The organism is Vibrio sp. 947, assembly GCF_033339115.1.
Taxonomy (GTDB): Bacteria; Pseudomonadota; Gammaproteobacteria; order Enterobacterales; family Vibrionaceae; genus Vibrio; species Vibrio alginolyticus.
The window spans coordinates 46,987-67,828 of record NZ_JAWOTX010000022.1 but is presented as its reverse complement, the minus strand read 5'-3'; the positions used below and the strand labels follow the sequence as shown (position 1 = coordinate 67,828).

Annotated in this window: 23 protein-coding genes; 8 read left to right on the top strand and 15 right to left on the bottom strand. The window is 38.0% G+C overall.

All coding sequences use genetic code 11. From position 1 onward, the window contains the following. The first annotated feature begins 98 nt into the window (after positions 1-98). Positions 99-485, top strand: coding sequence for a hypothetical protein (locus tag R7Q39_RS22295; protein ID WP_318076869.1), 387 nt, complete (start codon positions 99-101; stop codon positions 483-485). A gap of 18 nt (positions 486-503) precedes the next feature. After that, entirely contained in the window at positions 504-698 is a 195-nt protein-coding gene (locus tag R7Q39_RS22290) for a hypothetical protein (RefSeq protein WP_020331381.1), read from the top strand. 61 nt (positions 699-759) lie between these two features. Here the strand turns inward: R7Q39_RS22290 and R7Q39_RS22285 are convergent, their stop codons facing one another. From R7Q39_RS22285 to R7Q39_RS22265, 5 genes are all read right to left on the bottom strand, one after another. Further along, a complete protein-coding gene (locus tag R7Q39_RS22285; protein ID WP_318076868.1) occupies positions 760-1,329 on the bottom strand; it encodes a YceI family protein in 570 nt (189 codons plus the stop codon). Further along, the gene (locus R7Q39_RS22280) at positions 1,326-1,865 is read right to left on the bottom strand and encodes a cytochrome b (protein WP_318076867.1); all 540 of its coding nucleotides are present in this window, start codon (positions 1,863-1,865) and stop codon (positions 1,326-1,328) included. Before R7Q39_RS22280 ends, R7Q39_RS22285 begins: the two co-directional genes overlap by 4 nt. Positions 1,866-2,015: 150 nt before the next feature. Further along, a complete protein-coding gene (locus R7Q39_RS22275; protein WP_020331379.1) occupies positions 2,016-2,726 on the bottom strand; it encodes an NUDIX hydrolase in 711 nt (236 codons plus the stop codon). Between the two features lie 73 nt (positions 2,727-2,799). After that, positions 2,800-3,711, bottom strand: coding sequence for a hypothetical protein (locus R7Q39_RS22270; RefSeq protein ID WP_318076866.1), 912 nt, complete (start codon positions 3,709-3,711; stop codon positions 2,800-2,802). A 5-nt stretch (positions 3,712-3,716) separates the two neighbouring features. Beyond that, positions 3,717-4,091 carry a TraR/DksA family transcriptional regulator gene (locus R7Q39_RS22265; RefSeq protein ID WP_054390089.1) on the bottom strand — a complete coding sequence of 125 codons (375 nt, stop codon included), beginning with the start codon at positions 4,089-4,091 and terminating at the stop codon, positions 3,717-3,719. Positions 4,092-4,519: 428 nt separating this feature from the next. Between R7Q39_RS22265 and R7Q39_RS22260 the strand changes: the two genes are divergently transcribed. From R7Q39_RS22260 to R7Q39_RS22240, 5 genes are all read left to right on the top strand, one after another. Continuing rightward, the gene (locus R7Q39_RS22260; protein ID WP_318076865.1) at positions 4,520-5,644 is read left to right on the top strand and encodes a hypothetical protein; all 1,125 of its coding nucleotides are present in this window, start codon (positions 4,520-4,522) and stop codon (positions 5,642-5,644) included. Between the two features lie 264 nt (positions 5,645-5,908). Then, positions 5,909-8,182: a class 1a ribonucleoside-diphosphate reductase subunit alpha gene (gene nrdA, locus R7Q39_RS22255; protein ID WP_085762411.1), complete on the top strand. Its 2,274-nt coding sequence runs from the start codon at positions 5,909-5,911 to the stop codon at positions 8,180-8,182. A gap of 90 nt (positions 8,183-8,272) precedes the next feature. Continuing rightward, positions 8,273-9,406, top strand: a complete 1,134-nt coding sequence (gene nrdB / locus R7Q39_RS22250; protein ID WP_318076864.1) for a class Ia ribonucleoside-diphosphate reductase subunit beta — start codon at positions 8,273-8,275, stop codon at positions 9,404-9,406. A gap of 169 nt (positions 9,407-9,575) precedes the next feature. Beyond that, positions 9,576-10,829 carry a hypothetical protein gene (locus tag R7Q39_RS22245; RefSeq protein WP_318076863.1) on the top strand — a complete coding sequence of 418 codons (1,254 nt, stop codon included), beginning with the start codon at positions 9,576-9,578 and terminating at the stop codon, positions 10,827-10,829. Positions 10,830-10,882: 53 nt separating this feature from the next. Then, positions 10,883-11,206 (top strand): hypothetical protein, encoded by a 324-nt coding sequence (locus tag R7Q39_RS22240; protein ID WP_318076862.1) that lies wholly within the window; start codon positions 10,883-10,885, stop codon positions 11,204-11,206. 24 nt (positions 11,207-11,230) lie between these two features. Here R7Q39_RS22240 and R7Q39_RS22235 read toward each other — a convergent pair whose 3' ends face one another. The 10 genes from R7Q39_RS22235 to R7Q39_RS22190 all read right to left on the bottom strand — a co-directional run bounded on the left by R7Q39_RS22235 (position 11,231) and on the right by R7Q39_RS22190 (position 19,286). Beyond that, positions 11,231-11,635, bottom strand: coding sequence for a hypothetical protein (locus tag R7Q39_RS22235; RefSeq protein ID WP_053318444.1), 405 nt, complete (start codon positions 11,633-11,635; stop codon positions 11,231-11,233). A 56-nt stretch (positions 11,636-11,691) separates the two neighbouring features. Next, positions 11,692-12,336 (bottom strand): TerD family protein, encoded by a 645-nt coding sequence (locus R7Q39_RS22230; RefSeq protein ID WP_021485646.1) that lies wholly within the window; start codon positions 12,334-12,336, stop codon positions 11,692-11,694. A gap of 54 nt (positions 12,337-12,390) precedes the next feature. Next, positions 12,391-12,966, bottom strand: a complete 576-nt coding sequence (locus R7Q39_RS22225) for a hypothetical protein (RefSeq protein WP_048515932.1) — start codon at positions 12,964-12,966, stop codon at positions 12,391-12,393. 12 nt (positions 12,967-12,978) lie between these two features. Beyond that, positions 12,979-13,857, bottom strand: a complete 879-nt coding sequence (locus R7Q39_RS22220) for an aldolase/citrate lyase family protein (protein ID WP_318076861.1) — start codon at positions 13,855-13,857, stop codon at positions 12,979-12,981. Between the two features lie 6 nt (positions 13,858-13,863). Next, positions 13,864-14,961 carry a cysteine protease StiP family protein gene (locus R7Q39_RS22215; RefSeq protein WP_080930757.1) on the bottom strand — a complete coding sequence of 366 codons (1,098 nt, stop codon included), beginning with the start codon at positions 14,959-14,961 and terminating at the stop codon, positions 13,864-13,866. 30 nt (positions 14,962-14,991) lie between these two features. Beyond that, positions 14,992-15,297 (bottom strand): hypothetical protein, encoded by a 306-nt coding sequence (locus tag R7Q39_RS22210; protein ID WP_045592983.1) that lies wholly within the window; start codon positions 15,295-15,297, stop codon positions 14,992-14,994. A 57-nt stretch (positions 15,298-15,354) separates the two neighbouring features. After that, positions 15,355-16,485: a phosphoribosyltransferase domain-containing protein gene (locus R7Q39_RS22205; RefSeq protein ID WP_318076860.1), complete on the bottom strand. Its 1,131-nt coding sequence runs from the start codon at positions 16,483-16,485 to the stop codon at positions 15,355-15,357. Between the two features lie 133 nt (positions 16,486-16,618). Next, complete coding sequence (locus R7Q39_RS22200) at positions 16,619-17,221, bottom strand: TerD family protein (protein WP_020331365.1); 603 nt, start codon at positions 17,219-17,221, stop codon at positions 16,619-16,621. A gap of 81 nt (positions 17,222-17,302) precedes the next feature. Then, positions 17,303-17,896, bottom strand: coding sequence for a TerD family protein (locus R7Q39_RS22195; RefSeq protein WP_318076859.1), 594 nt, complete (start codon positions 17,894-17,896; stop codon positions 17,303-17,305). Between the two features lie 232 nt (positions 17,897-18,128). After that, entirely contained in the window at positions 18,129-19,286 is a 1,158-nt protein-coding gene (locus tag R7Q39_RS22190) for a TerB family tellurite resistance protein (RefSeq protein ID WP_048515930.1), read from the bottom strand. Positions 19,287-19,415: 129 nt separating this feature from the next. Between R7Q39_RS22190 and radA the strand changes: the two genes are divergently transcribed. Continuing rightward, positions 19,416-20,822 (top strand): DNA repair protein RadA, encoded by a 1,407-nt coding sequence (radA, locus tag R7Q39_RS22185; protein WP_020331360.1) that lies wholly within the window; start codon positions 19,416-19,418, stop codon positions 20,820-20,822. Positions 20,823-20,842: the final 20 nt, after the last annotated feature.

Here is a 20,842-nt window from a genome sequence, read left to right as displayed (position 1 = left end):
AATGACTTCAAACTTTCTTTACTGTAGTATTTATCTATCAATCAAATGAAAATCAATCTGATTGTTTTAATAATCAAAAAATTAATAAAAGGTGAATTATGAAATACATTGTGATGTTAACTATCTTTGGTCTTCTGTTTTACTTTAAAGAAGAAATTGTTTTGGCTATCCGTATGCTGCTTGGCTTAGAGAAAGACAATGACGTTATTGAGGATAAGCCTATCGAGGACTATACACTTGGTGAAGTTTGTGCTTTAACTTGGCGTAAGGTTAAGCACTTCTTTTCTCACCGCTCAACGGTCTCTATTAACGATACAGTTCTCAAGGTGAAATCAGCAGCGCTTATTATTCTGCCAGTAAGTATGATCCTTTGTTACATGCTGGTGGATCAGGGTGATGTTCTCTTCTCTTACACTATGATTCATATTCTTATCTTGTACTTCTGTACAGAGATTAAGAAAGGCGATGATAATAAAATTCAATAGTTTTAAAGGATTCAATCGATGAATGTGGAAACTGTCAATGTAATCATTGCTATTCAAGACATTGAGAAGAAAGCAGGCAAGATGAGATATGAAGCTAATCAAATGCTGCAAAAAGCAGAAGGAATGGAGTTAGCTGCAAAATCGCTTCGTGAAGAATTTAAAACAGCTATCGAAATCTACGAAAGTAGAATGAAAAAATCAGGGGAAAATTAAGCCCCCTTTAGAAATGAAAAGCTCCCAATCAGGGAGCTTTTTTATTGTTTATTAAAAAACATTATTTTCGAACACCTTCAACATGAAGTTCTAGGTCAACATAACTACTAGTACCCATGATAGGAATGCCGAAATCTTCAAGCTCAATTCGAGTAGAACCCTCAAAGCCAGCTCTGTAACCGCCCCAAGGGTCTTGCCCCTCACCGATGAACGTAGCATCAATACTAATTGGCTTAGTTACGCCATGTAGCGTTATATCACCATCGATCAATAGCTTTCCATCACCCTGATCAGTCACCTTAGTGCTTTGGAAGGTCGCGGTGCCAAACTTCTGAGTATTGATAAAGTCAGAGCTTCGAATGTGCTTGTCTCTTTCTGCATGATTCGAATCTAAACTGCGAGTGTCAACAGTAACATTGATCTTGGAGGCTTCCACGTTTTCTTTGTCGAAGCTGAATTCACCTTCGAATGAGTTAAATCGTCCTTTAATAAAGCTGTAGCCAAGGTGACTAACAGCAAAGTTTACAGAAGCATGAGCGCCTTTTGTGTCGATTACATAGTCTGCTGCATTAGCTGTGTAAGATGCGAACATGGAAGCTGTAAGTGCTGTCGCGAGTAGTAACTTTTTCATTTTGCTTTTCCTATCATTTTATTTAATGTGTTGTCTTTATCGATGTAGTGGTGCTTTATTGCTGCAAGCGCATGTAGAGCTGATAATGCAATTAGTGATACTGCTGCATACAAATGGATTCTCCCTGCGATGTCAGATTGATTGCTAAAAACCTCTCCAGCGCCAGGTAATGTAAACCAATTGAATATATCGATCCCTCTACCGTCTGATGTGGATATTAGATACCCACTGACAAACAATGCGGCTAGTAGCAAGTAGATACTTAAATGCGCAACTTTTGCCAATAGAACCTCAGGTTTCTTTCCTTCGGTTTTAGGTTGCTTGGTAAAGGCTTTCCATAAGAATCTAAAGATGGTGATTGCGGCTAGCATAATACCAATAGACTTGTGCCAATGTGGTGCTGTCTTATACCATTCGCTGTAGTAGGATAAATCTACCATCCACAACCCTGAACCAAACATGCCTACAACGGTTAGTGCTGAGAACCAATGTATCGTTCTCATCATTAAGCTATAGTTTTTTGGTGCTTCTTTCATTTTATTTATTCGTTAATTTAGTTGATGAAAAGCATTATCCAACAATAACTTCGATTAAAAAGTCGAATTTATAAATGGAGTCATTCAATATTTTCGATGAATAAAAAATAACCAGACAAGTGTCTGGCTATTTAAAAGAATACAAGGAGATTAATTGAATACGATAGGCTCAACGTACTTCGGATTATTCGTGTACAGAGTCGCTGGACGAATGCCTTTGATTCGTCTTTTTTCACCACTATCAATAATGAAGTTAGTGTCGCGGATTTTCTTTCTTAGGCGGTTTTCATTAATGTCAGTTCCTGTAATGGATTTGTAAGCCTCCATAAGCTCAGGAATGGTAAACTGCTCAGGTAAAAGGTCAATGGCAGATCGTACCTCGTTGCCAGGCTTTCTAATCTGCTCGATAGCGCTAGATAATACTTGGTAGTGGTTAAACGCGAAATCGCTCTCTGTGAGGCTTAGAGCTTCTTCAATTGGCATCCACTGAGCGTGATTGATAGACGGGGTATCATCACCATCAACAAAAGAGATTTCGTTAATCTTGTGCATCGCTAAAAATGGTACGTTTAGCGTGATACGTCTTGTTGGGTCAATGTAGTCACCAGAGAAAACATGAAACTGTTCTAGTCGAGCAACTTTAGCGCCAGTCTTCTCTAAAAGCGCATCCATAGCAGCATCTTCAAGAGTGGTATGCTTGGTGATATTCATAAAGCCATTAGGTAGGGCGATTTTTGACGCAAATGTTTCAGCATCATCGGGACGAACGTAAGTAAGAACCTGAACTTTATTGTCTTTGAGAATCAATGGAACTGCTGTAACGCCAACGTTAGGGCGGTACGCGTCAAATTTATCGGTCATATTAAAAATCCTGCTATGCTATTAAGCGATTAGCAGGATTATCTACCAACTTAACCTAAATGTCAAATGTGAATTAAGGTTGTGCGAACTGGTCTGGAATCTTATAGCCTCTTGAAATTAGCTTTTCATTTGCCAACTTCATTGTCTTCTCAATTGCTTCCAAAGGGACACCTGATGCGGCATCACCTAAGCGAGTCATTGCTGTCGGAGATAAGTCACTCTTCACAATCATGGTTAAATAGGTGTAGTAAAATGTTTTGGTTTTAGAGGGATCTTTGTAGAATTGCTCTGCGTACAATCCAGTTACAGTTTCCAATGATGGGATGTGTAGATCTTCTGCCGCTTCGATGAGCATTTTATCTTGCAATCCTTTATTTGGAATAATTCCAGTACCTGCTGCTCGTGAGTAAGTATACTTAGCTTTGTTTGTTTTGAATCCTTCTTTCGCAAGCCTGTAAAATGATTCTTTCATTGAGGTTGTTAATGATTTTTCAAAGGCTTTATCATGCAGTGCAGCATCAAACATGATAACAAGGCATTTTTCTACACCTTGCTCAGCGCATACACTAGCAATTCTCTCTGCTCTTTTAGGATTGTAAAAAGGTGAGTTTTTATCTGCATAATAATCTATGACATATTTAGAGTAGGAACCATGACTTACAGTTCCCATTTTCTCTAACTGCGCTTCTGCTGATCGCAGAGAATAGAAGTCACTTTTATCTTCAGAGTAAATAGTAAAAAGTAGTTTGTGAGCAAGGTAGTTATCTTGTTGGCTATAATGCTTAATGATTTCTTCTACTTTGCGAGTAATTTTACTTTTTTCAGTTTTTGATATGGAAGGTTGAAGCAAGCTTTTTACTACTGACTTGTCATGAATGTAACTTTCACCAACTTCTTTAGAGTTTGCATTAGTTGAAAGCAAGATAGCTGACATCAGAGTAGCTGATATTACAAATTTTCTAGCGTTCCCTGTTACAACCTTCATATCCATTACCCGTTTTTCTTTCTTAATGAGTGGTCATGTTCACAAGAAGTACAGCGTTGATATGCAGGGTTGATTTCTAGTCGTTTAATGTTGATTTCATCGCCACAATCAATACAGTAACCAAAATCGTCATCAAAATTCTTAAGTGCTACTTGGATTTCACGTAGGCGAAGAAGTTGTTGGTCAGCCATAGCTAGATGATAGTTACGGTCTTCGATTCGACTAGCTTCATCACATTGGTCTGCTGATTTTTCATGAGTACCGTTTGCAGCTTCTAATGCGGCTTTACGCGAGTTAGTGACCTTAATTTCTTCTTCAATCAGACGAGTACGGAAAGCTTCGCGCATTTCATTAGTCATTTCAGGAGTTGAGTTGTCCATGTTTTTACCTATTTATTATAAACTAATGGCAGGACTCGCCATGCCATATTTTAAATTTAATATTTATTTGATTATTGATCATACCAGAAAAATTTTACGTTACAACATAACTTCTGGTCATTAAACAAGCATACGGCTTTTTGCAACTGTAACTATATATAAACAGGGCTGCCTTTTTTGCTGGGTCGAGTTTATACATGTATCAAAATAGGTTGGCAAGAACTTTTTTCATATTAGTGAAAAATATTGTTTTTTATGTTGACCTGCCTTTTTTATTTAGGTAATTTATTCTCAAGTCATAAACTAATGACCCAACACAAACACAAAACACAAAAAAGTAAACAACTCAGCACCGTAATGGTGTTGAGTTGCTTTTAAGGGCGACCTTAATTCAATTAATTAATCAATAAATAAACTTGGAGTATTTTATGGATCAAAATAATGAAAATGCCTCAACACCAGTAAGTGACAAGCTTTCTACAGAAAATCATAATGTTGCTGGTGGCGCTGAGCTAACTAAAGAGGCAGGTTCAGATAAAGGTCTTGGTTTTGCGCCTGGTGATAATGGTGATGATAAGAACAAGAACGGTAAGCCTTCTGACAAGAAAGACAAAAAAGCTGTAGATAAGAAAGACAAGAAAATGAATATTTTCGTTTACTGGCTTATCTCTATTCTTACTTTTGGTCTTTGGAATAGATTCCGCCCTCGTAAAGGTGGATGGAAGGGTAGCTGGCTTGTTACCGTTATCATGCTAACGCTTCTTTCTGGCGCGTTGATCACAGAGCGCTTCTTCAAGGCTGAGTTTAACCAAGCTGCTCGTGAGCAACTACAGCTAGAAGTTGATGTACTTCCAGAAGTTCTGCCTTTTGAAGAAGGTAAAGTTTCTACAAAAGCTGAACTAGAAGCAGTAAAAGCTGAGTATGATGCTCTGATCAAAGATAAAGATGCTGAAATCCAAAGGCTACAAGATAAGCTGAAGAACTCTACTAATAGTATTGGTAAAGAGTTTGGTAAACTGAAAGAGACAATTGCATTGAAAGACAAACTAATCGCAGAGCAGAAGCAAAAAATTGCTGAGCTTGAAGATCGTCTTGATGCGGAAGCTACAGTGAGTAACATTACAAGAACATCAATCTTGAAAAGTGAAGCATCAGAAGCCACTACTTTCGAAAGCGCTCCTTTAACTGTAGAAAATGTAGGTCGTGGTGATGTAGCTCCATTGCTTACAATCGAATTCAGCGTGAAATCACTATCAGAAGCAAGCAAAGAAGTTGGTTGTGAAACTAAGTACTCTGCGGAGCGTAGCCAAGATGTATTCAATAAGGAATATGCTGGAAGCTATGTGAAATGGTCTGGTAAAGTTGTTGATGTAAACAAAGATTACGTCGAAATCCAAGCTGGTGATGAAGCTAAAGCTAAAGTCTTCTTTAAGACAAAAGGCGCAGGCTACTACATGGTGAAAGGTGAAGAAATCACTATGGTTGGTACAGTTACTAGCAAAGCTTCATGCGATACTCCATTCGTGGTAACAGAAGCAGTACAGAAAAAGTAAGCAATTGCTATTGGGCTAGCTTAGCTAGCCCTAATTTAGACCGTTATCTAGAATGTTTTGGATTTATTGAACAGTTAGAGCGCACACGAAAATAAACATAAAGTGTATGTTTTTGTGTGCTTTTTATTTGCTCAAGATAGCACATTTAATATATTAGATAAAAAATATTAAATAACACATTGTTGATCTATCTCAATTTCAGGTGATATAATATCAACATGTAGTATCCCAATTAATAAAAATAAACCATATATAGTGATAATCATGGACATTAAAGTAACTAAAAGAAACGGCAAACTAGAACAAGGCAACATTGACAAGATCCACCGCATGGTAACTTGGGCTGCTGAAGATCTAGAAGGCGTTTCAGTCAGTCAAGTAGAAATGAGAGCAAGAATTCAGTTTTCTGATGGTATGAAAACATCAGATATTCATGAAACCTTGATCAAGTCAGCAGCGGATCTGATTTCAGAGACGAACCCAAATTATGCAATTCTTGCAGCGCGTATGGCTATCTTCCATATCCGCAAAAAAGCATATGGTGAGTTTAATCCACCACACCTTTATGATCATGTAGTTAAGCTTGTTGGAATGGGTAAGTATGACAAGCATATTCTTGAGGATTACACTCGTGAAGAATTGAACGAATTGAATGATTATATCGATCATAATCGTGATATGGATTTTGCATATGCTGCTGTAAAACAACTAGAGAATAAATACTTGGTTCAGAACCGTGTTTCTGGTGAAATTTACGAAAGCCCTCAATTCCTGTACATGCTTGTTGCTGCTTGCTTGTTCTCAAAATACAAGCCTAAAAAACGTATGCGCTATGTTAAGCGTTTTTATGATGCATCATCAAAATTCAAAATCTCGTTACCGACTCCTATTATGTCTGGCGTTCGTACTCCTACACGTCAATTTAGCTCATGTGTACTAATTGAATCAGATGATAGTCTAGATTCTATCAACGCAACTGCTAGCTCAATCGTTCGTTACGTTTCTCAACGTGCAGGTATCGGCATTAACGCTGGACGTATCCGTGCTCTTGGTTCTGAGATTCGCGGTGGTGAAGCATTCCACACGGGTGTCATTCCTTTCTTAAAATACTTCCAAACGGCTGTTAAATGCTGTTCTCAGGGCGGTGTACGTGGTGGTGCTGCAACAGTATTTTATCCTTTATGGCATGGTGAAGCGCGTTCACTATTGGTATTGAAAAATAACCGTGGTGTTGAAGAAAACCGTGTTCGTCATATGGACTATGGTGTTCAGCTAAACAGATTGATGTATCAGCGTTTGGTGAATGGTGGAAACATATCTCTATTTTCTCCATCTGATGTACCAGGATTGTACGAAGCATTTTTCGCAGACCAAGATGAGTTTGAGAGACTTTATGTTCAGTATGAAAACGATCCGAAGATCAAAAAAGAGACTGTTAAAGCTCTTGAGCTGTTTACTCTCTTAATGCAAGAACGAGCATCAACAGGTCGAATCTACATTCAGAACGTTGACCACTGCAATACTCACAGTCCGTTTGATCCGTCTGTAGCTCCTATACGCCAATCAAACCTTTGTCTTGAAATTGCACTGCCAACTAAGCCTTTAAATAATGTTGAAAGTGAAGACGGTGAGATTGCTCTTTGTACTCTATCAGCTTTCAACCTTGGTGCAATTTCTGATCTTAGTGAGCTTGATGAGCTTTCTGATCTTGTAGTTCGCGCTCTGGATGCTCTATTGGATTATCAAGATTACCCATTGCCAGCGGCACGAATTTCTACAATGAAGAGACGTTCTCTTGGTGTTGGTGTTATCAACTACGCATACTATTTAGCTAAGAATGGTGTTAAGTACTCAGACGGTAGTGCAAATGATCTGACTCATAAGACATTTGAAGCAATCCAATACTACTTACTAAAAGCTTCAATGAACTTGGCTAAAGAGTTTGGTGCTTGTTCTGGATTCAATGAGACACGTTACAGTCAAGGAATCTTACCAATTGACACTTACAAGTCTGATTTGGATGCTGTATGTAAAACTCCATTGCAACTAGATTGGGAAGAACTTCGTAAAGAGATTCAGGCTAATGGGTTAAGAAACTCAACTTTAACAGCTCTTATGCCTTCAGAGACAAGTTCTCAAATTTCAAATGCGACAAATGGTATTGAGCCACCAAGAGGCTACGTATCTGTTAAAGCATCGAAAGACGGTATTTTAAAGCAAGTTGTTCCTGGTATTAAGGAATACAAAGAGAACTATGAACTGCTATGGAATATTGGCGACAATTCAGGCTATTTAACTTTAGTTGGCATCATGCAGAAATTCGTGGATCAGGCAATTAGTGCAAATACAAACTATGACCCATCTAGATACGAATCTTCTAAAGTACCGATGAAAAAGCTGCTTCAAGATTTGTTAATGGCATATAAGCTTGGTGTTAAAACACTTTACTACCATAACACTCGTGATGGTGCTAAAGATAACCAAGATGATATTGTTCAAGAAGATGACTCGTGTTCAGGTGGCGGTTGCAAGATCTGAATGGAAATTGACTTAGATCTTTAACCAAATAAATAAAGGCTCACCGATTGGTGAGCCATAATCGACTTTAATAAATCGTGAGAATAAAAAATGGCATATACTACTTTTAACACTAAAAAGAATGACCAGTTATTAGAGCCAATGTTCTTTGGTAATAATGTAAACGTTGCTAGATACGACCAGCAAAAGTATGAAATCTTCGAGAAATTAATTGAAAAACAATTGAGTTTTTTTTGGAGACCTGAAGAAGTTGATGTTTCTCAGGATCGAATCGATTTTAATAAGCTTCCAGAGCATGAGAAGCATATCTTTATTTCGAATTTGAAGTATCAGACATTACTAGATTCAATTCAAGGTAGAAGTCCTAACGTAGCTTTATTACCTATTGTGTCTATTCCTGAATTAGAGACATGGTTAGAAACTTGGTCTTTTAGTGAAACAATTCATTCAAGAAGCTACACGCACATTATTCGTAATATTGTTAACAACCCATCAGTTGTTTTTGATGACGTGGTAGAAAACGAACATATTTTGAAACGTGCAAAAGATATAGCTCATTATTATGATGACTTAATCCAATACACGAATATGTATCATATGTTCGCTAGTGGAGAGCACACTATTAATGGTGAAAAAGTTGAAGTTTCATTAAGAGAATTAAAGAAGAAGCTATACATCTGTTTGATGTCAGTAAACGCACTAGAGGCCATTCGTTTTTATGTAAGCTTTGCTTGCTCATTTGCATTCGCTGAACGCGAATTAATGGAAGGTAATGCAAAAATCATCAAGCTAATTGCTCGTGATGAATCTCTGCACCTTACAGGTACTCAGCATATGATTAATCTTCTGCGTAACGGCACAGATGATTTGGAAATGCTTGAGATCGCAGAAGAATGTAAGGATGTTTGCTTCAAACTGTTTAAAGACGCGGCTGAACAAGAAAAAGAGTGGGCTGATTACCTATTCAAAGATGGTTCAATGATCGGGCTTAATAAAGAAATCCTATGTCAGTATGTCGAGTACATTACTAACCTGCGAATGAAGGCTGTAGGTCTTGATGCTCCTTATCCAAATGCAACGGCGAACCCCATTCCTTGGATCAACGCATGGATTAGCTCTGATAACGTCCAAGTTGCGCCTCAGGAAGCGGAAATTTCCTCATATCTTGTAGGTCAAATTGACAACGATGTTTCAAGTGAAGACTTGCAAGGTTTTGAGCTTTAATGTACTGAAAAGGCTGGTTTTCCAGCCTTTTTTATTTTTACTGAATGAATTTAAATCCCTTAAATTTTACACCACTAAGACTTAGTGTCTAAGTTCTAGTGTCTAGCTATTAGAGCGTGTATACTTGCATTGTGCTATTTTGATAGGTTCACATTAAAGCGAGGTGTCTATGCTCAGATATACAGATTTCTTTTCTCGAAAAATTGCAAAAAACAGAGCCTTTTTTGATAGGTTTGAAGAGCGTAGGTCATTAATGACAGAGCTTTCATCCTCATCATCGGTTTGGCTTTCTGGTGAGAGAAGAGTAGGAAAGACCTCAATGGCAATACATGTCTGTTCCGACATTGCTTCTAACCCTTCTAAATTCGGTATCGATAAATTCGTTTGGAGCGATTGTGATATCTCATCCTGTCCAACGATTGATGCAGTCAAAAGAAAAGTGCTTCATTCAATTGCTGAAGCTGCTAGTGAGCTTACGGACGGGAAAGAAGAGGGTAAGAATTACATTAAGAACCTCTTCTCAAGATTCGATCCTGAATTTTCTCTGGGTGGAAGAGATCTTGCAAAAGTCACATTGAAGTTAAAGGCTCCAGTAGTGATGGATAGTCCATTAGAGGAAGCTTTGCTATCTCTAGATCAATTAGCTTCAAAGTGTAATGCCAGGGTAGCGCTGATTATTGATGAGTTTCAAACTCTATCTGAAATCAACCTAAGCGATGGTGAGAAGGTAGAGTGGGATATTCGTGGGGGATTGCAGCGTTCCGAGCGTGTTTCAATGATTTTTGCAGGCTCTAAGCGCAGAATGATGAGTGATGTATTCATGAGTCGGAATAGAGGTCTTTACGGAATGTGTAGAAGAATTAGCGTATTCGAACTCCCTGAAGATGAATGCTTAGAACACCTTAAGGTAGCCGCTAAAGACTGTGGATACACATATGATGAGGATGCTTTACCATTTATAGCGAAACTTACATCGGGTCATCCGAGGGATTTTTCTCATTTGTCTTTGCAGGTTTTCGAGAATGCAACATTCTATGCTGAAAATACGAAACATATTACACTCTCTTTGGTAGAAGAATCTTGGCTGCAATATGTTAAGTGTGTTGTTATTGATGAAGTTGAGTCAATTTTAAAAGAGAAGCTAAATGCTAACAAAAGGGCAGAAGTAGCAACTCTACAGGCAATTGCGCATACTAGACCTAAAAGTGTGAGATCTGCTGATTTCTGTGTGTTAACAGGTCTTACAGCAACCCCAATCTATGGCGCTGTGAAAAATCTTGATGAGCAAGGCTTAATTAGAAAAAACAGTAAAGAACAATGGTGTCTATGTGAACCATCTTACGAGACTGCCTTGAAAATCATATCAGAACATCATTTTGATCATGATATGATTGCAAAGGTAAGGAAAGCAAACGAAGTTTAACAAGTAACCTTCATTGATGTGATTCAATGAAGGTCACTTCAACGAGGAATTTTATGTTTAACTTAGAAAATTGGACGGATATTGATGGTGCTCAGCATTATATTGGTAGAGCACTAGGTATTATAAAAGAAGAGGACAGCTTCTCAAAAGATGTGAAGTGGGTTTATTGGGGTAATAATGATATTGGTACGATGCTATGGTTCTTTCTCGAATACATGGTAGAGGTTGGATACCTTCTTAAAAATGAAGAAGATCAATTCAAATTGAATCCAAACTTTGATTTGTCATCTTATGCTACCAATAGGCGCGGTATCTTAAACTTTGATGTTGATAAAGAAAGTGGCGTAACGACTTTTCATATCCCAATACAAAAGTAAGCCCAATTTAACATTGGGCTTTTTTTATTTTTTAGTAAATGAAGCAGTAAAATCACCTGAATCACGGACATAGGATTCATCATCTTCAACAGATCTGTATAGAACTCCTGAAAGAAAACCGCCTTCTATGAATATCCATAGTTCGGTGATGAAAGAATACATTCCATTGGATTTAGTATGAATCCATTTCTGGCAATCTTCATGCTTAATGCTTAAACAATGTTCTTGTACGACAATGGTGCTATCTTTTTTGAAACTAAACTCATTATTGAAGTCGCTGGCTAAGTAACATTCAACTCTTTTGCAGTCTGTATCACAAACCAAAAATGCCTTTTCCCAACCAGAATCAGTTCGAAGTTTCAGCTCCTTTAAAATTAGGAACTCAGTTTTTCTAGTGTTGCTTGTGATGATAGGGCTTATGATTTTCATCTCTATTTTCTCAAAAAAAAGGTGTCACGAATGACACCTTATTTACTAGTAATCAATTACTTTGATGCGATTTTGAAACCGCGCTGGATCAGATCTTCAAGTCGAGTGTTTGGCTCTGATTTGCCAATCGCCTCGAATTGGAACTCGCCATTAACGCGAGAGAAGTTACCTAGAACTACCGCTTGCGCGTTGTTAAGATCTTCATTGTTCTTGATGTTGAATGTAGCGATAACATTATCTACGCGAGTAGGAGTTCCTTCGTAAATGCGAATCTCTAGGTGTGGAAGCTCACCGAAGTTCTTAAGTTCACGGCGGAAGTCATTTAGAACTACAGGAATATGGCTTACATTCGCGCTTACACGAGAGAAATCGATTTCGATAACTTCGTTGTCAATACCGTCATTTACAACGTCACCTTCCAGATCATCGCCGCTATGGTGAAGACCTGGTTCGTCATGGTTGTAGTAACAAACAGGGCTGTGAACAGGGCTACCAGAAGCATCAAGAAGACCAGCAGAGATATCTAGGTCTACAGGAGTAGGCTTCATTTCAGTGCGGCTACCAAAACCCAAGAATCCACCTACGTTTTGCTCGCGCAAAACTTGACCCCAGTTTACACCCACACATACGCGAGATAGACCAGGCTTGTGTTTAGATAGATTGATTACTTGTTTCTTTTGTAGATTAATTACTTGAGACATATATTTTTCCTAAATTTAGTATTTAATTTATTTACTAATTAATTTATTTGTTAATTAATTGGTGTTGCTGTTATCTTGGTTTAGACATTTCAATACATTAAAGTATTGGTTGTGGACATCATCAAGATAAGTATTTTCTAGAGAAATTTTAGATTCTTTAACAGTCCAATCATTTTCACCAAAATTTATTTTTAAAGGTGAGAATGCAGAGCTTTCTGTAAATCCGTCAACTTCTAATAGATTGAGAGCGAATAATACATCATCAGAGCTATCATCTTTGATGCATAGATCACAATTTTCAAGTTCGCTAAACAATTCTTTTATATCATTATTTGTAATTACTACAAATGAAGATTTCACATTAATAGGAAGTTTTGATGGTGAGAAAGAAATACGTTCGGTACTCAGACCACAATCATTCTGTACATCCCCTTTTGAATCGCCATGATAATTTACACCAATACTTCCCTCATGACCAAAATAGACTTTCTGCATTGCACGTTCATTTAGACCGTTAACAAAACCGACTGATAAGTCTAGATCGATCTCTTTACCGTTTTTGCCAGACCAGCTTAGTAAGATCGAAAAGCTTTTTTGTGATTCATTTATTTTATTTGTAAGGGTATCCATTTTTTAACTCTTTTAATAATTGCTTGAAAGCGAAACAATCCTTTGTGACCAATTGATATGACAAGTCTTCTCCATCATTTGACCGTCATGGATATAAACAGCGTTAGATTCAGTGATAACGCCTTTTGCTTTGCTAACATTTTGTTTCGCATATTCACCAATGTGCTGCTCAATGATAGTTGCTTGAGAAGGGTGAATTGCAGTTTTAGCAAAGAAGCCGTAACTCATATCGTACTCTAGCTCTCGCTGAAGAGTGATTCTATCGTCAATGATATCAAACACAGGAGATGCAATTTCAAATCCTGAGGTTTTAAATCCGAGCACAATCTTTTCAATGATAATTCGAAGTGGAGTCTCGTAAATTGTCACTTTAGGGTGACGCTTTAAGCCTAACTCATTAAACAAGTCATTACCACCAATGCGAATACAGATAATCTCTGTTTTTTCGAAAGATTTAAAGATTGATTTTAGTTGTTCAATCTTGGAGGTTTTTGTCATTTCAATACTTTCAATAGTAGGCATCACACCAAATGACATTCCGCAGTTTTCCAAGATCTCACGGTAGATAATTGAACTATCAATTGTGCATTTTGGAAGTACAAACCCGTCAATCTTTTCAACGCCTTCCATTTTAAGGATGCGTTTAAGAACTGTTGAGTTGCGAGGTCGAATGAAGCGCAATTTTTTGATTTTCGACTTATCAACAGTCTTTTTAAGTGCTGCTTCTAAGCTCTCAAGCGCTTCCTCTAATCGTTCTTCTGAAACTGCATCTTCAGTATCAACAATCATTGATTTTGATTCGCTTTTTAAACCATCAAGTTCTTTTAGAAGGTTTTTGTTTGTTGCTGGCGTGTATAGGCTAGCGCCTAATTGAAAGTATTTATTGCTCATTTTAATTTAGTCCGTAACTTTTTTGATAACAGCGCAAGCTTGGAATGGCATTGCATCATTTTCGATAATTTTAACGTTCGCTTTTTTAGCCATTTGGATTAAGTGACTTACGTCATCGCTTTTGACGTTTTTAAGCATAATAAAGTCAGGTACGCGGCGTAGTAGGATTCGAGTTGCCTCTGCGATACCAGGCTTAATCATATTGATGTGATCAATGCCTTGCTCTGCCATTAGAGTTTCAACAAACTGTTTAGTTTTCTCTTTTCTGATAGTAGGGCATAGGTATGTAGCGTTACCATTTGCAAACTCATAATCGAAGTTTTGTGCAATCTTATCTACAAACCAGTTGCTAATGTCGTGTTCTTCAAGGTGCTTGTACTTAACGCAACCGTGGAAACCGCCCTCAGTTTTATCTGAACAAATTGTTCTTGAAATCAAACCTGAGATTGTTGAATTTAGAATGGACGAAGGAATTGCGTAATCATCCATTGTCGCGCAATATGTCGCTGAACCACCAATATCGCTAATAACAAACAAGTCGTCAGATATCTTGGTCTCATTTGCGGAATTGTATAAATCAACTGATGTTTCCAGCTCTTTAGTAATCACACCTTTAGCTGTCCAGCCATCAACAAAGGCAATAGATTCAGCGTCATACTTATCTGTTAAGTAATCAAGCGCTTTGGTATCGATGCCTTTGTCTCGAATGATTGAAACAGAGTAGTGAACTGCTTTAAGACCAAAAAACTCAATTGCTCGCTTTACTAAAACGCCAATTGGAGTGCCAGCTCGCGCAAGAGAAACAACAACAATTGGTTTGTTCTCCATTCCATAATCAGGTCTAGCAATAATCATTTTGCTCGCTAATGACATGATTTCTTTTGCAAGTCGAACTTCGTATTTACCAAGCATCTGATTAAACAAAGCCATGTACTCTTTAGATGGAGCATTTTCTTTGTTAATCATTTCAGAATAGTGAGCTTCTCCAGATTGAATCCTTTTTTCTTTTTCTTCAACAGAAACAAATTCGGTTTCAATTGCTTGCATTAGAAATTGGCAATCTTCTTTCGCATAGCTGCCTAAGATTGGTTTTAAAGTGTTCATCGTTATTCCTTAGATTGCATCAGTTTTTGTTTAGCTTTCTTGTGATTCACATTTTTTAGCTGGAACTAATCGGTATCGCCAAACTTGCTTTTTGTTGACAACTTCCATGCATTTTTCTTTTTCAAGTCCATGCTTTAGAGGGTTAAGCTCCCTTAGTCTTGCTGAAATTGCTGCTTGTGTGTCCCGATCAGGAAATTTTGCATGGATCATATCTTCAATTTCACGAAGAGTATGCCAGCCAGCATTATTAACCATCACAGAAATTACGCGTCCAAACTGAGAATTTACGTTTACTTTCGAAGCATACTCACTGGATTTCCACTGTTCTAAACTCATGATATTTCCAAATTTAATCTTTTATTCTAAATTCAATAATTTATTTATTAATTTAATTTAAAGCACATAGCCTAGATGTTGATATGCTTCCTTTTCTGACTTTGAGCCAGTTTCTGTAATTACGACATTCAGCTTGTTTACATTCAAATTGTAGATGTAGTGCTCTACCAGTCCATTATCATGCATTGGAATTTTGTGACAGCTTGTAATCACCTTGCCATCTACAACAACTGGTGAGCGAGTAGTGGACTGTACAGTGACATTGTAACCAGAAATTTCTAGCTGTGATGCAATTAGGTATGGTAAATACATGTTTTCACCAGTACCGATTATTGAAATCTCTTTTTCAGAACCTTCTGATGCAACAATCTTCTCAATCTTGGTCACATAGTCAGTTGTTACTACATGCTTCATTTGAACGGGTAGGCGTCCCATGTTCCAAGAGCAATCGAGTAAAGAAGCACCCTTATGCGCCGATTTAGGCAGTTCCTGTTTGTAGTCAGAGTTTGGTTCAAATTCAAAGCTGCCGTTAAATAGGAAGCTCTGAGTAAGCTCAGGAGCTACCAAACCTTCTTCTTTACAAAACTCAGTTACATCTCGCTTGAATTCGGAGAACTTAGCATCATCAAGCCAGCTTAAAAGAGAAACGATGTTGATTTTTTTGATATTTGGAAGAACCTTCAGATACTCTTTAGCAAGTTGTTTAAGAGTGTTGCCTGTTGTAATTTCATCATCAACCAAAATAAGGTTCTCAACATCAATTAAGCTGTCTAGCATTTCCTGGCTAGGCTTATAGATAATGTGCGAAACCGCATGGGAATGGCTTTCAGAAATCTCAAACCATCTTTCCGCATGTGGAAGAATAGAACGAGTCGTATGCTGAAAATAAACTTGTTTATTTTCTAAACTGCTTGCTACACCAGCGCCAAGACCTGTGGCTGTTTCTGCCAAGCCCACAACAAATGCTTTTGAATCTGAAGACAACTCTTTAGAGAATACGGAGTAAACCTTGTTCATTTCTGTAGGTGTCACAGGGATGTGCTTACCTAAAACTTTGCTTACAAACAAAAAACCACGATTTTCATTTTTACGGTTTGCAAATCCAATTAAGTCTTCAATACCATTAAAGTCTTCATGAATGTACGATGGGGTAATCCCAATTTTTCCTGAATCTATTACAACTTTCATTTAATGCTCATTAATTTTGTTTTTGATTTAGTTTATTTAGATATTTGTTAAATTAACAATTTTACTTGCTAACTTAATTAAGCAAGGGTGCTAACACCCTTGCTTTTTATTTTTTAGCTTTAAGTCTAACGACTTACTTTTGACCTTGGAAATTGAATCGCTCTACAAATTCAACAATGCCATTGCGAAGACCTTCACCGATTGTAGTAAAGAACCATTCGTTATTGCGCTTTTCGAAGATGCCGAAAATCATACCAGTGTATTGAGGGTAGTTTTCAGTAAGGTCGTAGACAGCGTGTTCGCGACCACCTTCACTTTCAAGAATGCGCATAAATGCATTGTCAATCATACCGAAGTTTTGACCATTGATCTCAGCATCATTAATGCTTACACCAAGAGTGATCTTCTCACAACGAGGATCAATCTTGTTAAAATCAATTTTTAGCCATTCGTCATCACCTTCACCAGCGCCAGTACGGTTGTCTGGACTAATTTCAATACCACGACATTGGCTGATACGACCAGGAGTATTATAGAAAATGAAATGTTCTGGGCTAATTGCGTTGCCAGCAGCATCTTGCATCATCGCCAATACATCAAGATCAAATTCTTGATCTTGGTGGGCTTGACTTTCGTTCCAACCGATAGCAATAAAAGGGTTAGTCATTGCCTGACCATTTGATTTACGCAAATCAATTGTCTGAGCTTTTCTTAAGTTAATTACTGGAGCATTCATTTTATTTCTCTTAATAAATTATTTATTGATTAATTAATTAATTTTTAAGGGATGGCTAAGCCATCCCATAGAGCAATGTTGTTATGCTTTGAAGCCAAAGCGGTTTAGGAATTCGTTTAGACCGCCTTTTAGACCTTCGCCTTTAGCCACAAACTTCCATTTGCCGTCTTTTTTGTACATCTCAGCAACTAGTACAGAAGTGTACTGGCAGTAATCTTCAGTAAGATCGTATGAAGATTGTGTTTCGCCGCTTTCTTGGTCATCGATACGGATACCACAGTCTTCAATAATGCCGAAGTTTTGGTTACGAGCTTCAGCTTCGAAAATGTTAACTGCAAAGCTGATGCGCTCCACAGCAGGGTTCAGCGCTTCTAGGTCTACTGTTGCCCATTCATCATCTTCACCTTCACGGTCTACACCGTCACGGTTATCTTCACTGATTTTAACAGCGCCACATGTACTTGCTTTTGCTGGGTTGCCGTAGAATACAAAGTTATCTACGCCAAGGTTTTCACCATTTGCGCCGCTAAGCATAACCAATAGGTCTGCATCAAATTTTTCGCCTTCAGATACACGCTCTTTCCAGTTCAGACCCACATGAATTTTTTTCAGTGGAGTGTTGTCTGGTTTGCTTAGATCGATGCGTTGACCTTTTGACATGTTAATAACTTGCATAATATTACCTTTTATTTGTTGATTGATTACAAACTTTATTGATATTTAAGAGGAACTTCATTGCCTCATTTGAGATTGAGTTTATATTGAATGATAAAAACTTGTCAACACCAAAAAAGCATAAATAGCTGATTTTTTTACTTTGATAGGATATTTTTTCTAAAATATCTAAAATACCGATTAATTAAACAATTAAAAAAGCCCATAACAGGCTTTTTATCTTTAATTTTATTTAAGCGTCAAGGATTAGACGGATACGCTTCAATGTTCTTTCTTCTTCAGGTGAGAAGATTCCGTCTGCATTCGCAATATCCAGAGCCACAGCTAGAATTAAGCTGCTTTCTTCTGTAGAGCCTTTCAACGGATTTAGGGATTCGAATACGTAGATCTCACCCTCATCAAAGTCATTTTCAAAGCACTTAATGTAAGAGTCGAAGCATTCAATGACATCTTTTTGGTCAAATAGCTTTAGGTATTGATGGTTTGACATCAACTCAAGAGTTTTCTGCTTTTCTACTGCATCAACGTGACCGTCTGCAAACGCCATATACGCACAGGAAGCGATGACACCCTCAAGTAGCTTTTTGCTTCTAAGTTTATTGATTTCATCTGTAGCTTCTTGAGCTTTACCTTTTGAAAAGTTGGCGAATCGAGAGAACAGTGAGCGACCTTGATTAAGTACATTTCCGAGGGTTTGTGTAGCTGCCTCTTGACCTTGCTCAATACGGCTAGAAAAGCCAGAATTTGAACGATTTCGACCAAATGATGGTCTTGTTGTAGCTGGTAAGTTTGAACCAGGATTAATTCGTTCAACCTGTCCGTTTTGCGGTGATGGAGTAGGAGCCATATTAAAATGACCACTCTGGTTCTGAGCTACAGGCTGGCTCGATGCCATGCTGATCTGACTATTACCGTTGCTGTTTAGTCCACCGTGGGATTTCATTTTAAGCAATTCTTCAGCAAGGTTGTTGCCTTTATACATGGTTAGAACTGTATCAATATTGCCACTTACCATGTCTGCAAGGTTTTTAGCTTTCCATGTGCCGTTATGGTTGTAGATTCTGCCAAACATGCAGGCGCTAGCGTTGACAAAATTGGTTTGAATGGAATGTCGAGCACCATTGTCTTGAGTAATGATTAAGGTAGCATCGACAGACTGCGCATCATCGTTAAATGCGTAAAACTCAATTTTCTCGAATGCGGCACCGCAAGATGGTAGTGAGATTTTGCACTTTTTATCAGTTTCAAATACACATTCATTTGTAGGGATCTGTAGCGCTGAGATTTTTGAGTTCTGATTGCTATCTGTTACAACAGCCATCAATTTTAGCCCGTTATCACGAGAGTTGATTTCAACTGTAACACTAGCACTTGAGATGGCAAAGTTCATGCCTCTTTCTAGTATGTTTATCATCATATACCTTTAGTTTTATTAATTGATTTGGTTCGACTATTTATTTGTCTTAATAAAAGTCTGCGTTATAATATAGGTAATTAAATCAAAATAAAAGCAAGAATTATGAGTAAGACGAAAACAGTGTATATTTGTTCCGATTGTGGTTATGACAGTCCTAGATGGGTTGGTCAGTGCAGAGGCTGCGGAGCGTGGAACACCTTTGCGGAATCGAAGGTAAGTAATAACGTTAATGAGAAGATAAGAAACACTGCTATAAACGCGAAACATAAAGGATACGCTGGTCAAATCAGTGAAGGGATGGTTAGCCTTAGTGAGTTGCAAGGTAAAGAAGCCGCGTTATCTAGATATGATACAGGCATAGCGGGTCTTAACAGGGTTCTAGGCGGGGGTTTAGTAAAAGGCAGTGTTGTTTTGTTATCTGGTAGCCCTGGTGCAGGTAAATCAACAATACTCTTGCAGGCAATAGATTACCTTGCGTCTCAAGTATCTTCAGCTTATTTTACAGGTGAGGAATCAGTAGATCAGATTTCTTCGAGAGCAACTAGATTGCATGTAAAGAATGGCGATAAGGTAAAGTTAAAATCTGAAACTTGTGTTGAAAGGATTATCGAAAACGCTTCTTCAATAGATGCTAAAGTAATCATTGTTGACTCAATTCAAACTATGTACTCGGAAACAAACAATTCCTCACCAGGTTCAACCTCACAGGTAAAAGATTGCGGACATATCCTAACTCAGTACGCGAAAACAAATGACGTTTCTGTACTTGTTATCGGTCACGTTACAAAAGACGGAACGTTAGCGGGTCCAAAGGTTCTTGAACATACTGTTGACTGCACCATCCATTTAGATACGACCACCAGCGATAGATATAGGACAATTAAATCTGCAAAAAACCGTTTTGGTACAGCTAATGAAATGAGCGTTTTCATCATGACAGAGTCGGGAATGAAAGACGTTAAAAACCCGAGCGCAATTTTCCTTCAAAGACCCGATGTACCTACGCCTGGTACGGTGGTTATCCCTTACAAAGAGGGTAATGGTATTATGTTGCTGGAGATCCAAGCTTTGGTCGCAAAAGGAAATCCGCAATATACAAAGAGAGTGTCTGTGGGTTTGGATTCAAATAGAAACTCAATGCTGATGGCTGTACTACACAGTCGCTGCAAAGTAGCTACCTATGATAAAGATACATTCCTTAACGTAGTCGGTGGTATTAAGATAGGCGAAACAGCTTCAGATTTGGCTGTAGTCTTAGCGATCTGTTCAGCAATTGAAAACATAGTCATTCCGCAAGACGTTATCGTTATGGGGGAGGTGGGGCTTGGTGGTGAAATTAGACCAGTTCCTAGTGGTGGAGAGAGACTTAAAGAGTGTCGTAAGCATGACTTCCATAGGGCAATAATTCCAGCTTCAAATATGAAGGGGCTAAAAACAGATATGGAAATTATTCCTGTAAAAACTGTCTCTGAAGCTATAGCCGTACTGAAAAGAATCTCTGTTAGCTGAAAAATGAGAAAAGGGATGGT